The organism is Amycolatopsis sp. NPDC052450, from assembly GCF_044547565.1.
GTDB lineage: Bacteria > Actinomycetota > Actinomycetes > Mycobacteriales > Pseudonocardiaceae > Amycolatopsis.
Genome location: NZ_JBIUAQ010000047.1, coordinates 33,631 through 46,715 on the forward strand (window position 1 = coordinate 33,631; position 13,085 = coordinate 46,715).

General features: G+C 68.6%; 14 protein-coding genes. 5 read left to right on the forward strand and 9 right to left on the reverse strand.

What is annotated here, in order from left to right:
- Positions 1-106 precede the first annotated feature (106 nt).
- Entirely contained in the window at positions 107-1,303 is a 1,197-nt protein-coding gene (locus ACIHAO_RS40560; RefSeq protein WP_396567252.1) for a lipopolysaccharide biosynthesis protein, read from the reverse strand.
- A gap of 68 nt (positions 1,304-1,371) precedes the next feature.
- Here ACIHAO_RS40560 and ACIHAO_RS40565 point away from each other — a divergent pair, with 68 nt between their 5' ends.
- Together ACIHAO_RS40565 and ACIHAO_RS40570 are read left to right on the forward strand one after the other, a co-directional pair.
- The gene (locus tag ACIHAO_RS40565) at positions 1,372-3,057 is read left to right on the forward strand and encodes a hypothetical protein (RefSeq protein ID WP_396567254.1); all 1,686 of its coding nucleotides are present in this window, start codon (positions 1,372-1,374) and stop codon (positions 3,055-3,057) included.
- Between the two features lie 3 nt (positions 3,058-3,060).
- Positions 3,061-3,240, forward strand: coding sequence for a hypothetical protein (locus tag ACIHAO_RS40570; RefSeq protein WP_125786340.1), 180 nt, complete (start codon positions 3,061-3,063; stop codon positions 3,238-3,240).
- Between the two features lie 925 nt (positions 3,241-4,165).
- Here ACIHAO_RS40570 and ACIHAO_RS40575 read toward each other — a convergent pair.
- The gene (locus tag ACIHAO_RS40575) at positions 4,166-5,398 is read right to left on the reverse strand and encodes a glycosyltransferase family 4 protein (protein WP_396567286.1); all 1,233 of its coding nucleotides are present in this window, start codon (positions 5,396-5,398) and stop codon (positions 4,166-4,168) included.
- 163 nt (positions 5,399-5,561) lie between these two features.
- On the opposite strand from ACIHAO_RS40575, the gene ACIHAO_RS40580 reads away from it, so the two are divergent.
- The gene (locus tag ACIHAO_RS40580; protein ID WP_125797276.1) at positions 5,562-6,257 is read left to right on the forward strand and encodes a bifunctional 2-polyprenyl-6-hydroxyphenol methylase/3-demethylubiquinol 3-O-methyltransferase UbiG; all 696 of its coding nucleotides are present in this window, start codon (positions 5,562-5,564) and stop codon (positions 6,255-6,257) included.
- Here the strand turns inward: ACIHAO_RS40580 and ACIHAO_RS40585 are convergent.
- The gene (locus ACIHAO_RS40585; RefSeq protein WP_396567257.1) at positions 6,254-7,288 is read right to left on the reverse strand and encodes a DUF3068 domain-containing protein; all 1,035 of its coding nucleotides are present in this window, start codon (positions 7,286-7,288) and stop codon (positions 6,254-6,256) included. The two genes, ACIHAO_RS40580 and ACIHAO_RS40585, sit on opposite strands and share 4 nt — an antisense overlap.
- 235 nt (positions 7,289-7,523) lie before the next feature.
- Here ACIHAO_RS40585 and ACIHAO_RS40590 point away from each other — a divergent pair, with 235 nt between their 5' ends.
- Positions 7,524-7,907, forward strand: a complete 384-nt coding sequence (locus tag ACIHAO_RS40590; protein ID WP_125797278.1) for a hypothetical protein — start codon at positions 7,524-7,526, stop codon at positions 7,905-7,907.
- On the opposite strand, the gene ACIHAO_RS40595 is transcribed toward ACIHAO_RS40590, so the two are convergent.
- Positions 7,904-9,079 carry a PucR family transcriptional regulator gene (locus tag ACIHAO_RS40595; protein ID WP_396567259.1) on the reverse strand — a complete coding sequence of 392 codons (1,176 nt, stop codon included), beginning with the start codon at positions 9,077-9,079 and terminating at the stop codon, positions 7,904-7,906. The genes ACIHAO_RS40590 and ACIHAO_RS40595 overlap by 4 nt on opposite strands.
- Before the next feature lie 60 nt (positions 9,080-9,139).
- Positions 9,140-9,574, reverse strand: coding sequence for a MarR family winged helix-turn-helix transcriptional regulator (locus tag ACIHAO_RS40600; protein WP_396567261.1), 435 nt, complete (start codon positions 9,572-9,574; stop codon positions 9,140-9,142).
- A 37-nt stretch (positions 9,575-9,611) separates the two neighbouring features.
- On the opposite strand from ACIHAO_RS40600, the gene ACIHAO_RS40605 reads away from it, so the two are divergent.
- Complete coding sequence (locus ACIHAO_RS40605; RefSeq protein WP_396567263.1) at positions 9,612-10,133, forward strand: hypothetical protein; 522 nt, start codon at positions 9,612-9,614, stop codon at positions 10,131-10,133.
- Here the strand turns inward: ACIHAO_RS40605 and ACIHAO_RS40610 are convergent.
- The 4 genes from ACIHAO_RS40610 to ACIHAO_RS40625 all read right to left on the reverse strand — a co-directional run bounded on the left by ACIHAO_RS40610 (position 10,123) and on the right by ACIHAO_RS40625 (position 12,940).
- On the reverse strand, positions 10,123-10,893 hold the full coding sequence (locus ACIHAO_RS40610; RefSeq protein WP_396567265.1) for a hypothetical protein: 771 nt from the start codon (positions 10,891-10,893) through the stop codon (positions 10,123-10,125). The two genes, ACIHAO_RS40605 and ACIHAO_RS40610, sit on opposite strands and share 11 nt — an antisense overlap.
- A 94-nt stretch (positions 10,894-10,987) precedes the next feature.
- A complete protein-coding gene (locus ACIHAO_RS40615; RefSeq protein WP_396567267.1) occupies positions 10,988-11,677 on the reverse strand; it encodes a sigma-70 family RNA polymerase sigma factor in 690 nt (229 codons plus the stop codon).
- A gap of 144 nt (positions 11,678-11,821) precedes the next feature.
- Positions 11,822-12,319 carry a hypothetical protein gene (locus ACIHAO_RS40620; RefSeq protein WP_396567269.1) on the reverse strand — a complete coding sequence of 166 codons (498 nt, stop codon included), beginning with the start codon at positions 12,317-12,319 and terminating at the stop codon, positions 11,822-11,824.
- 108 nt (positions 12,320-12,427) lie between these two features.
- Entirely contained in the window at positions 12,428-12,940 is a 513-nt protein-coding gene (locus tag ACIHAO_RS40625; RefSeq protein ID WP_396567270.1) for a hypothetical protein, read from the reverse strand.
- Positions 12,941-13,085 lie beyond the last annotated feature (145 nt).

A 13,085-nucleotide genomic window follows, 5' to 3' on the forward strand; every position in this document is an offset into this window, starting at 1 on the left:
TCGATCACCGACAGAATCCGGCGGCTTGGTGTCGTGACCGGACCTTTCGTGCGTGACCGTGTGGGTTTTGGGACATCTGACGTCCCAAAATCCACACGGTCACGAATCAGTGACGTGACCGCCACTCCAGAACGGCGCCCGAGAGTGCCAAACCTCCGGCACAGCAAGCAGCGACAGTGACCACCTGAACCGCCGAGGAGTGCAGCCAAGCGGTCACCAGCACCGTCTCCACCACCACCGTCGTCCACATCAGCACGGTCACCCGCCGGTCGCCGGCGGCGAGGCGGGAGAACAGCAGGATCTGTACCAGCGCGAGCATCGAGCCGGCGAGGGCGAACGGCCAGACCGGCATGGTGCTGGCGGCGTAGCCGGGGCCGCCGATGAAGGAGAGCAGGCGTGGGCCGGCGATCACCGCGACGAGGAGCACGACGGCGTCGAGGGCCGCGCAGACGGCGAGGGCGGCGGGCAGGATGCGGCGCCGGTCGTCGCCGTTCGCGAAACGGGGGAGCACCAGGACGCCGACGGCTTGGGGGAGCCAGTAGGCGATTTTCGTGACGATCGCGCCGAGCGCGTATTCGCCCGCCTCGTTCGCGGGGAGGGTGTGGCGGGCCAGTACCAGGTCGAGGTTCACCAGCAGGACCAGCGCCAGCATCGCCTGCGCCGCGTGCAGGACCTCGCCGGCGTGCCGGCCCGCCTTCCGTGGTCGTTGCCGTCCACAGAGGAGCCAGCCGCAGAAGATCACCAGGTACGAGCCGATCGCGGTGCCGGCGAGCGCGCCGGTGGCGTCGCCGCCGATCAGCAGTCCGAGCAGCGAGCCGCCGACCTTGCCCGCGCCTTCGAGTGACATGAGCCCGGCCAGGCGGGCGAACCGGCCGCTGCCCTGCAGCAGACCGTGGAAGAGGCCGAGCAGCGTCAGCGGGCCGAGTGTGACGGCGAGCAGCAGCGCGGGCACGACGGAATCCAGGTGCAGCACGAAGACCAGTACCGGCGCCAGCAGCAGGCCGATGGCCGCGACGATGGCGCTCGTCGTGAGGCCCAGCGCCAGTAGCGTTCCCGAGTCCTGAGGCTTGCGAGCGACACGCAGGGCGACCACCGTTTGCAGGCCCATCGCGGGTACGACGCCGATCACCAGCACCGCCAGCAGTGAACTCAGTTCACCGAACGCGCTCGGCGCGAGCAGCCGGGCGGCGATGATGCTCAGCGCGTAGGCGCCGGCGTTGTTGGCCGCCAGCGCGAGCGAAACGAGGATCGCCGCGACACGCTTGTCGGTTCTGGTCTGCTCGACCTCGACGTCTAAGCTCAACGGCGCTCCTATTACCGGCGAGTAATCGAGCGACCATAACCGCGATCGACGCGGAAAGGAAAGGGCAGTTGGACGCACGGCGTGAACGTCTCGTCCTGGTCGCGGTGTCGGCGGGGCTCGCGTCGCTGGTGTTCCTGCCGGTACTCGGACGCGGTTTCGTCCTGAGCTACGACATGGTGTTCGCCCAGCGTCAGTCGCTGGTCCCGGACGCATTGGGCCTCGGTTCCGCGCTGCCTCGTTCGGTTCCCGCCGATGCCGTGATCGCGCTCGCGACAGCGGTGATTCCCGGCGATGTGGTGCAGAAAATCGTCCTGGTGCTATCGCTCTTCATGGCGGCATATGGCGCAGCACGGCTGGTGCCGACGGAGCAACTCGGTACGCGGATCGTCGCCGCCACCGCATACGCGTGGACGGCCTATTTCGCGGAGCGGTTGTTCATCGGGCATTGGCCGCTCCTGCTCACCTACGCCTGCCTCCCGTGGATCGCGGGCGCCGCGCTTTCCGTGCGCCGGAACGAACCGAGAGCTTTCGCGCGGCTGGTGCTCGCTTGCGCTCCCGCGGTGCTCACCCCGCCGGGCGGTGTACTGGCCACGCTCACGGCGATCGTCCTGGCCGGGCCCCGGAAACTCGGCCACACCCTCGGTCTCGCCGTCGTGCTCAACCTGCCCTGGCTCGTGCCGACACTCCTGCACGAGGGCGGCACGTTGTCCGACCCAGCCGGGGTGGCCGCGTTCAGTGCCCGCGCCGAAAGCTGGGGCCCGGCGATCCTGAGCGTGCTCGGACTCGGCGGCATCTGGAACGGCGACGTCGTCCCCGGCAGCCGGGGTGCGCCGATGGCCCCGGTGCTGATCCTCGTCACGGTCGCCGTGGCGATGGCCGGGCTCCGTCCCCTGGCACGGAGGTGGGGGACAGCGCCGCCGAGAGCGTTGCTGCTGCTGGGAGTTCTCGGTGTCGTGCTCGCCGCGCTGGCGACACTGCCGTTCGGCGAACCCGTGCTGTCCTGGGCGATGGAGCACGTTCCCGGCGCGGGATTGCTGCGGGACGCGCAGAAATGGGTGGCGTGGTGGGCGCTTCCGGTCGCGCTCGGGTTCGCGCTCGCCGCCGAAGCCGCCGCCGCACGCCTGAAGGCCGGCGCCGGGGCGCTCATCGTGGCGGCCGCGCTCTTTCCCTTGCTCACCATGCCCGATCTCGCCTGGGGTGGCTGGGGGCGGATCGAAGCGGTGCCCTACCCGGAGGACTGGAACGCCGTCCATCGGGTGCTGGCGGAAGACGACCGGCCCGGTGACGTCGTCGCGCTGCCGCTGTCCACGTTCCGCGGTTTCGCCTGGAACGACCACCGGACCCAGTTGGACCCGGCGCCGCGCGCGCTGCCCGAAACCGTGCTCGTCGACGACACGTTGCGGGTCGGCGGCGAGGAGATCGACGGCGAGGATTCCAGAATGGACCGTGTCCGCGCTGCGAAGTCGCCCGAGGACCTGTCCGCGGCCGGAATCGGCTGGATCCTGGTCGAACACGGGACGCCGGGGCGGGTCGACCCGCGGTTGCTGACCGGCACGCAACGGGTGTGGTCCGGTGACTGGCTCACGCTTTACCGCACTCCCGGTGAGCCGGCCGTGACCGAGACGCGATCACCGGTCCCCGTGGTGCTGGCAAACGGAGTAGCACTGCTCTCGATCGCCGCCGCACTGTTGTGCCTCAAGTTACCGGTGCGTACATTGAGCCGACGCAGGAATTCCCTGCCGCGGAAGGAGTAGGTCTTGGGTACCCTCATCGGCGCGGCCGCCGCCGTCATCATCGGGCTCGCAACGGCCGCGGGCGGGAGTTACGCGCTGACGAACACCGCCGATCCGGACGCCGCACCCCAGGTGCAGGCGAAGATCAAGGAGCAGTTCAACCCGAATTCGAGCCCGGAGCACATCATTTACGGCAACCGCTGAGCCGGTGTCCCAGCTCGCCTCCGACCACGCCGGCCGGGTCGTCGGGCTCTACGGCGACCCCACCGTTTCCTGGAGCATCCTCCTGGAAGCGAGACTGACTTCGGTGCTGACGCCGGAAAAGGCGCGGATGCGGCTGGCGGTCGCCGTCGGGGAACGGCCATGGCTCGGGGCCGCTCCCGACGTCGAAGCCGTTGCCGGTGAAGAACTCCCGGCGATCCGTGATCGCTTCGCGGAGGCGTCGTACGAACGTGGCGCGCCGTTGCTTCGCGTCGCCGTCGGCGTCGACGAACCCGTCGTGCTGATCGCCGCGCACCACGGCGCGCTCGACGGTCTCGGCCTGCTCGCCGTCCTCGGGCTGGCCCTCGACATCCCGATCTCGTCCGCCGCCAAGGGAATCGGCGCGCGTACGGCGGATCGATCCTTTCTCACGTCGGCCTTCCAGCGGCTCGCTGAAGCGCTTTTCGCGCCACCGGCCAGGATCACCCCGGAACGCGCCGAAAGTGGCTCAGGAGACGTGTTCAGCGCCCGTGTTCTCCCTCGCGCACGACTGGGGTCCGCGGCCTTCGCGGCGGCCGCCGCGAACCTGACCGAGACGTGGAACGCCCGGCACGGCGAGAAGACCGCTCGGGTGGTGGCCGCGGTGGGTGCCTCCTGGCGGGGCGGCGCCGCCCCACAACCCGAGCACGACAGCGCGTTCTTCCGGTTGCGGGTCGGCCGCGAGCCCTCGGTCGCCGAAGTGGGCGCACTGCTGGCCACTCAGCCGCCGGAACCCGATTTCCCCGCCCGCAGCAGCAGAATCGCCCGGCTGGGCACCCGGCTGCTGGCGAGCAGGCTCGGATCGACCTATCTGGTTTCCAACCTCGGTATCGTTTCGGCGGCGGACGCGGTCACCTCGATCGCGTTCTATCCCGCCGCCAGCGGCCGCTCAGGCGTGGCGTTCGGCGCGGCGACCGTCGGCGAGACGAGCACCGTCACCGTGCGCGCACGCCGCAAGGACTTCGACGACGCCGCCGCGGCCGGCCTGGTCGACGGGATCGTGGAAGCCTTGCGGAACCAGCACCCTGGGATGGGGGATGGCCACCCCGGCCACGTCCCGCACGAGTGATTCGAACCGGTGCACGCTGTGCTCCCAGTCGAACAGGCCCGCCCAGGTGACGCCCGCCCGGCCCATTTCGTTCCGGCGCGCCTGATCGGCGAGCAGCCCGTCGACCCGCGCGGTGAAATCGGCGAAGTCGTCGGCCAGCAGGCCGGTCTTGCCCTCCACGATGGATTCGGCCACCCCGCCCGCCGCCCGGTAGGCCACCGACGGCACGCCGTGCGCGGCGGCCTCCATGATGACGATTCCCCAGCCTTCCTTGACCGACGGGCACAGGTGCAGCCAGGACCGTTCCAGGATCTCGTGTTTCTCGTTCTCGTCCACCCAGCCGTGCAGCCGCACGCGGTCTTCGACGCCACGGTCGCGCGCGTGTTCGCGCAGAACCTCTTCCCACGGGCCCTGGCCGACGATCTCGAGCCGCAGCGTCGGCCAGCGTCCGCTCAGTTCCGCGACGACGTCGATCGCGTGCTCGATCCGCTTGTGCGGTACCAGCCTGCTGACGGCGACCAGCGTCGGTTCGGGCGCGCGGACGGCCTTGACGTGTGGGGGAGTGTCCAAACCGTTCGGTACCACGGTGATACGTGAGCCTTCGATGCCGAGGCCGGCGAGTTCGCCCTTGGTGATCTCGGAAACCGTGACGTAGCGGCAGTGCCGGAACAGCCACGGCGCCAGCCGGGACTCGATCCACCAGCCGATCCGGCCCACTGTCTCGCCGAGCGCGCTGATCCACTGTTCCTTGTGGACGTGGTGCACCAGCACGAGAACCGGGCAACCCGCCACGAGCCTGGCGAAGAACGGCATCCCGTTCTGGACGTCGACGACGAGGTCGGCGTGCGCGTTCCGGATCGCCCGGAGCGCGTGCGGGTACACGCCGAATTTGTTGCCGCGGCGGCGATAGCGGACGCCGTCGCGCCATTCGCCCGCGTTCGCGCCCGGGTACGCCGCGCACTGGATCTCGACCCGGTATCCGGCTTTGGCGAGTCCCTCGGCCATCCGCTCGACGTACCGCTCGGAGCCGCCGCCTTCCGGATGGCCGGTGTCGCGCCAGTTGACGAGCAGCACACGTGGCCGTTCCATCGTGGTTCTCCCAACCTGTTAGCGACAATGCTAGGTTACCGGTGCGTACACGGTAGATGAATCATTCTCGGAAAGCGATGGTTCGATGGTCGGTAATCGGTCGGTGACCCGTTCAACGCTGCCTCATCGCGCGACCTTGCGCAGATCGGTGACGTTGTTCCGGGCTTTTCTCACCGAGCAGACGGATCCGGACGGTTTCTACTCGGTGCTCGCCGAGGACTCGGTCCGGCAATTGGCGCAGCACACTCCGTTGAACGGCCGGACCATCGTCGACGTCGGTGGCGGACCGGGCTATTTCTCGGACGCGTTCCGTGCCGCCGGAGCCACCTACCTTGGCATAGATCCCGACGTCGGAGAGCTGACGGCAAGGGGCGAGGCCGGGGAGAACATGGTCCGCGGCAGCGGGACGAAACTGCCGGTGCGCACCGGATCCGTGGACGTCTGCTATTCGTCGAACGTCCTCGAACACGTTTCCGAACCGGAGGTCATGCTGGCCGAGATGTGCCGGGTGACCAAACCGGGTGGGACGATTTTCGCCTCGTTCACACCCTGGTATTCGCCGTGGGGCGGCCACGAGACGGCGCCGTGGCATTTCCTTGGCGGGCATTACGCCCGGCGGCGTTATCTCGAAAAGAACGGGAAGGAGCCGAAGAACAAATTCGGCGAGAGTCTTTTCGCCTTTTCGGCCGGCGCGGCCGTCCGGTGGGGGAAGGCCACGCCACTCGCCGATCTTCAGGAGGTGTATCCGCGTTACCACCCCTCCTGGGCCCAGTGGATCGCGCGTGTCCCCGGGGTACGGGAGGTCGCGTCGTGGAATCTGGTGATGGTGCTGCGTAAGCGTTAGTGGCGCGAAGGCGTCGGGCGCCGCTTCACCAGCAGGAAGACTCCGAGCGCGAGGAAGGCCGCGCCGGCGACCCCGAGCACGATCGGCCCGGTGCTCCCGATGAAGTCCAGCTTGCCCTTGTTCTCGCCGACCTGCTTGACCATCGCGTCGACGGTGGCGTCGGTGAAGGTCAGCGTTCCGTCGAAGACCACGGTGGGCGTGGGGTTCGCGGCCGAGCGCAGTTCCTGGTGTGAGCGCTGTTCCTGCTTGACCTGGATCCCGGTCACCGGCTCGATCCAGCTGGTGATGGTGCCCGCGTAGAACTGACCCGCCTCGACGGAGTCACCGGTGGCGCCGATGAGCGAGCCCGGCACCTTCTTCGTCGAGATCTTCGTGGTGGGGATCTCCTGGACGAACTTGTAGACCTCGACGCCCTTGATGTCCTCGACGCCCTTGAACCGGGCCTGGACGGCGCGGCCGGTGTTGTCGTCGTAGACCTGGTAGTCCTTCTGTTCGGTGTCGAAGGGGAACTTGAAGTTCAGGCCGGGCTGCGGCTTGTACTCCTGGATCTCCTCGGGCTTCTCGCCCTCCTTCTCGGGCTTGTCCTTGAGCTTGGTGACGAAGCTGCTGTTGGCCGAGCACTTCGCCTCCTGGTCACCACCCGGCGGCATGTAGCCCTCCGCGGTGCGGCGGTCGAAACAGACCTGCCGCTTGCTCGCGCTGACCACGGTCTGGTCGCTGGTGTCGACGACCGAGACGGCCAGCAGCCAGACGGCGACGTCCGTACCCTCACGCATCTCCGGTGGCGCGAAGTTCGCCGCCACGCGGGCCGTCGCCTTCAGCTTGGCGTTGTCGCGGATCTCCGTGACGGTCTTGCCGCCTTCGTTCTTCACGGCGAGCACCTTGGACGCGGTTCCTTCGAGGACCGACGTCGACTCCTGGTTCAGCGGCACCTTGGCGAGTTCGGGTTTCACGTAGGTCGGCAGCAACACCGCGCCGGCGATGGAGAACACCCCTAGGGCCAAGAAGATCAGGCTCAACGCACGTCGCAACGGTCCTCCTGGTGGAACCATGGAAATCCACATTACCCATCGGTAATCAGTCGCCAGATACTGGCCCGCCCGCAGGTCAGCGTCAAAGGTGTAACCGGCGGTCACAGGCACCCCGTGCGACCGTAAGGCGGTACCGGCGCCGCCATTCGGCCCAGGCAGCCAAACATGTTTGTTCCCGGGAACAACGTGAGCGGGACCACCATCGGACGACTTCCGGTGCGTGGAAAGGAACTTTGTGCCGCAGGACCCCAACGATTCCCGCGTGCTGGACATCGGCGCGTACTCGGATTCGATCACCGATGTCGAGCTCCGTGACGCCGTCGCGGACGTCGCGACGTTGCTTTCGTTGCACGGCAACGTGATCCGTGACCTCGACGCCAGGAGATCACGGTGGCGCCCGGGGCGGCGGTCGCCACATCCCGACATCGTCCTGTCCGCGGCCGGACGCCGTCCACAGTGGACGAGATCCGCGAATCCCGAAGTGACCCTGCCGGTCGCCACGACCGCGCGCGGCCGCACGCTCGCGGTGCGGCTCACCGCGCGTCCCGGTCTCGGGCACACGCTGCTGGACCTCGCGAGGATCATCGACGCCGACATGGCACCGGAGAGAAGGAGCTAAGCGTCGTCCGCCAGGCGGACCGCCTCCAGCGCGACGTAGAGCTCCCCGACGTCGACCGGGTCGGACAGGTCGCGCCTGGTCAGCTCCTGCACCCGGCGCAGCCGGTAGCGGACGGTGTTCGGGTGGACGATCAGCCGGTCCGCCGCCTCCTTGGCCGAGCCGTGCCCGGCGAACCACGCGACCAGCGTGTCGAGCAGGACCTGCCGTTCGGGTTTGGGCAGTACCAGGAGCCCGGCCAGCACGGAGCGCAAGACGTCTCGCGACATCTCCGGCGCGCTCGCGACCAGGGTAGTGACCGGCGAGTCGCCGAAGACGGCGACACCGGCGGCGCCGGTGGCCAGCGAACGGCGGGCGATCCTGGCCCGGTGCACCGCGTCCGGCACCTCGAGGAAGCCGTTGAACGGCCTGCTCATCCCCACGGCCAGCGGCAGGGTGCCCAGGACGTCACGCAGCCGCCGGACGTCTTCGACGCGGTCGATCACGACCAGGCCGACTTCGGCGCCGGGCCGCCAGGCCGACTTCCAGCGTCGCGCCCGCAGCAGCGCCTCGACGCCGGGCCGTTCCTTCGGCTCGACGGGCTCGGTCACGACGGCGACGAACGTACCCGCCGCCGGGAGGTCGAGTTCCTTGGCGGCGTTCTCGAGTTCCGCCTGGGTGGCGAAGCGGCCTTGCAGCAGGCCGTCCAGCAGGACGAGCTTCTCGTGTGAGAGTTCGCCGGCGACCTCGTTGTACGCGGTGGTCAGCGCGTCGGAGTAGAGGTCGATGGTCTTCCATACGCCTGCGTTGATCTCCACCGTGCGGGCCGGGTTGATGAAACCGGGGCCAGCCAGCTCCACCAGGCGTTCGTAGACGAAGATCCCGCCGATCCGGAACGCGCGGAGCACGGACGGTAGCGGGATACCCTGCCTGGCCTGCGCCAACCCGGTCTTGCGGGCCGCGTCGAGCGGCAGCCCGCGGCCCTCGACGAGCGCGGTCAGCGCCCGCTCGAGATTCGCCCGGCAGACCTTGCGCAACTCTTCCGGCGCGGTGCTGTCCACCTGGTGGTAGAACTCGTCCTCGTCGCTGAGCAGCCGGGCGAGGCGGTCGCTGAACTCGGGCAGCCGGGTGAGCATCGCCTGCATGAGCGCGCGCTGCTCCCGGGGTGCCGGAGTAGCGAGAGCTTCGTTGCCCATCCGTCAACTCTAACCCGATCGAGTGGCCGCTTTTTATCACGATGCGACGAAAGGGCGGATTCAGGAGCTGAGCGCGGCTGACAACCTGCGCAGCGTGTCGCGGGCCTGCCGCAGCTCCTCGGGGGTGACACCGCTGTCGTGGAGCACGTCGCGCCGGGATTCGCTCGCGTCCCACAGCCGCTGCAGCAGCCGTGCGCCTTCGGGCGTGATGGCGTACAGGGACGAGCGGCGATGCGACGGATTCGGCTCCACGCTCAGGTGGCCGGCCTCGGCGAGATCGTCCGCGACGCGCTGCACGGCTTGGCGGACCTGACCGAGCCGTCGTGCGATGGCGGGGACGGCGAGGGGTTCTTCGGACACCGTGCTCAGCACATGCCAGCGGGCCACCGTCGTGCCCAGCCCGGTCGCCTCCCGCTCGCTGACGCGGCGGCTCAGCCCCGCGAGCTCGTAGACGTCGGCGATGAGCAGCCGGTAGTCGCGGACCAGGTCGATCATAGTTGACAGCATACTGTCAACTGGTCATCCTGGCCGCATGGACGTCACCGAACGGATCGCCGCCGTCTTCACCGCCTCGGGGCCGCGCCCCGAACTCGCCGGACGGCTCGGTGTGTTCGAGCCGCTGATCGGCAGCTGGGACCTGGTCGTGCACAACTACGCGGAGGACGGCGGTGCCCGGACCGTCGACGGCGAATGGCATTTCGGCTGGGCGCTCGACGGCCGCGCGCTGGCCGACGTGTGGATCAGTCCGGCGCGGGCGAGCAGGGTCGGCGGCGTGGACGGGGAGTGGGGGATGAGCCTGCGCTTCTACGACGAGAAGATCGACGCGTTCCGGTCGACCTGGCTCGGTCCCGGCAACGGCTGGGTGATCCCGTTCCTCGGCAAGCGGACGGAGGACGGCTTCGAGATCGAGGCCGACACTGACGGCGTCCGGCGCCGGTGGATCTTCTCCGAGCTGACCGCCGCGAGTTTCTCCTGGCGTGCGGAAGAAACGCTGCCGGACGGGGCCCCCTTCGTCCGGCAGCGTTTCGAGGCCACTCGCGCGATCAGTGGTTGATCTTGAACCAAGGCTGCGACCAGCCGAGATAGGTGTAGTTCCAGGCGCTCTTGATCTCCGAGATCGTGGTCTCGGTGAAGCTGCCGGGGCCGTGGATGTCGTTCGACAGGAACTTGCCGCCGCCGATGGAGATCATCGTGTGCCCGGTGCCGCCGTTGCTGAAGAAGGCGAGCCCGCCCGCGGGGACCTGGGTGTCACCGGGGTGCTTGTACGAACCCGGGATCTGGGTCCAGTGCACGTAGGCCGTTTCCGAGCCGCTCGCGGTCCAGCCGTAGGCCCACGAGTTGATCCGGTCGCACCAGCGGTAGTAGTTGGGATCGTTGTTGGTGTGCACGTGTGCCTTCGCCCACGCGACGGCTTCGGCGCAGGTCCTCGGGTTGCCGGTGCCCGCGGTGGAGCAGGAGAGGGTGCTGCCGGCGCAGTCCGGGGCGACCCGGCCGTCGGAGCCGGTGTAGACGTAGGCGTCGCTGATGTAGCCGCCCTTGGACGGCACGTAGTCCCAGATGTCGGTGGTGCCGTACTTGCCGGTCACCGTCGAGCCGTTGATCTGGCAGTCGATCGTGACGGCGGTGCCGCTCGCGACGGTGCCGACCGAACTCGCGCCGGTGTTCGGGCTCGACCGCACGGTCACCGCCACCCCGGAGTCGGTGTTCACCGTGCCCGTCGCCGCCAGCGCCTCGCCCGCGCCGCCGAGCATGATCGCCCCGGCCAGCGCGATCGTGCCAACGGCGCCTCTGACGATCCTCGATCGGATCTTCATCTCTGTCCTCCAGTGGTTCCCCTGATAGGGGGACAGGATGCAAGACGCTCGTACAAGCGGCGTACAAGTAATCGAGTGTCCGAAGTGGACGGTTCTATACCGGGACGAGCTCCGGTGCGGGGATTTGCCCGATGACCGGGACATCACTCGCGTACCGGGCGTTCCGCTCGGTGAGCAGCGCCCGCAATCGGGCGAGCGCCCGGAACTGGGCCGCGCGGACCGCCCCGGCACTCGGGAGGCCGAGCCGTTCGGCCGTCTCCTCGGCCGAAAGGCCGAACACGAACCGGAGGGCGACCACCTCCCGGTGCGGCATCGGCAATCTCGCCAGCAGGGTCCCTGCCTGCAACCGATGCTCCAGCCGTTCGATCTCGTCCGGATCGCGGCGGACCCAGAGCGTCAGCCCGTCGCCGATCTCGGAGACCGAGGCGACCGGTTCGCGGGATCGGCGCCGATGGAGGTCGGCGACCTTGTGCCCGGCGATCCCGAGGACGAACGCGAGGAACCGGTCCGGGCGATACCGGTAGCGGGGCAAGGCGATCAGCACCGCCTGCAACACCTCCTGCGCGCAGTCCTGCGCGTCACAGGCGCCCGTTCCGGCGCTCCCGACCTTGCCCGCGCAATAACGGAACACGTGCGGGGAAAGGAAACGGAGCAGTTCCCGGACCGCGTCCGGATCACCGGCGACGGCCGCCCGGACCAATCTGCTGTCCGGATTGGGCAATCGGCCTGCCGTGGCGGCGGCGCGGGAGTCTGCGGGTACCGTCGAGGGCGCTACCTCGTCCAAGTCTGCGCTCCTGGTTCGGGAGAAGTGGCCGCGAAGGTGCGCCCGTCATCGGGGACTGGGACTTCGTGCGCGGTGGTCCACCTTGCCGTTCCGTGCGGAGGTTGTCCACACGACGGGCCGGAAGTCATCCGAACCGCGCAATGTCTACTGTGGACAGTGTCGGGGCGATACCTTGAAGCAGGACAGCACCGGGGGATAGGCCGTGGTGTCGGTGCTCAGCAGATCCGACGTCCAGACGAGGCAGTGCGCGAGAACCCGGATCCGCTGGTCGAGATCGGCGTTGTCGCAGGCCTCGCCGATCTGGTCGGCGCAGGTGTCCCGGTCGTCGCGGACACTGGCGGCGATGGCGCGGACGATCGCCGCCACGGCCGGGTCGAGTTTGTCGGGTCGCACCGTCCGTCCCGCGGAATCCCGCAGGCGCAAGGTGAACGGTTCACCGATTCGCAGCGAACGACGGCGATCCTTGGTGGCCAAGGAGAACGTGTCGACCAGTCGTCCGACGACTTCGCCGAGCGCCGGCTTCCGCCGGGTGGACGACGCGATGGACACCAGCTCGGTGGCAAGCCGGTCGGCTTCACCCGATCTGGTGAGAGACAGGAGATCGCGTGCGACGGTGTGCGCGCGTTTGGCAGTGGTTGTCATGGCTGGCCCCTCGTAGAGCGTGCCGACAACCGATACCCGTCTGGGTGATGGCCAAACCTGAACGGCTGTCGATTGCCGCCGGTGGCGGCGAGGGTTGGGCCGTTCGGCTCAGGCCGATGGGCCGTCTCCGACGCGCAAGTGGCCGCGCACGGCGGCGGCGACGTGATCGGCGTAAGACGGCTCGACGATCCGCATCCATGCCCGGAGCGCGTCGAGAAACCCGACGAGGTCCCGGTGCACACTCCGGAGGAGGCCGGGGAGGTCCTGACGCCGGATTTCCAGCCGCCGTTCTTCGGGGGACTCCCAGTCCTTGTCGTCCACGTCCGGCCAGAACCGGATGATCTCGCCGTCGAACTCGAACACCGTCCCCGGTCCGTGACCGAGGTCAGGGCCGTTCCCCTCCGGCAGTCCGTGCCAGTCCGGCCAGTCGGTCAGGTCGCAGCAGCAACCTGGGGTGACGGAGACGCCATCGGCTTCGAGCAGCAGACCGCCGGTGAGGAAAGGGGGCTCGAGCCGCACCAGGTCGTCGAACGCGGTCCCGAGGTCGGGCTGGGCGAGCTCGCCGCTCGTGCTGTGTCCGAGGAGGGAGAGCACGACCGCACCGACGTCTTCGGAGGGCATTTCGCGGTGTTGTCCACAAAGGACGCTTCTTGGTCGCTGAATGTCCGCTTGATGCCTGCATGCGCGGTTTTTCACGGGGTGGGGGGGGGGGTTGTTTGGTGGTAAAAGCAAAAAAGAAAAACACAACACCCCCCCCACCAAAAAA

Coding starts and splice junctions, on each gene's coding strand:
- ACIHAO_RS40595 (WP_396567259.1), bottom strand. CDS start 9,079: ATGGGCAACGAAGCTCTCGCTACTCCGGCACCCCGGGAGCAGCGCGCG.
- ACIHAO_RS40600 (WP_396567261.1), bottom strand. CDS start 9,574: ATGATCGACCTGGTCCGCGACTACCGGCTGCTCATCGCCGACGTCTAC.
- ACIHAO_RS40605 (WP_396567263.1), top strand. CDS start 9,612: ATGGACGTCACCGAACGGATCGCCGCCGTCTTCACCGCCTCGGGGCCG.
- ACIHAO_RS40610 (WP_396567265.1), bottom strand. CDS start 10,893: ATGAAGATCCGATCGAGGATCGTCAGAGGCGCCGTTGGCACGATCGCG.
- ACIHAO_RS40620 (WP_396567269.1), bottom strand. CDS start 12,319: ATGACAACCACTGCCAAACGCGCGCACACCGTCGCACGCGATCTCCTG.
- ACIHAO_RS40625 (WP_396567270.1), bottom strand. CDS start 12,940: ATGCCCTCCGAAGACGTCGGTGCGGTCGTGCTCTCCCTCCTCGGACAC.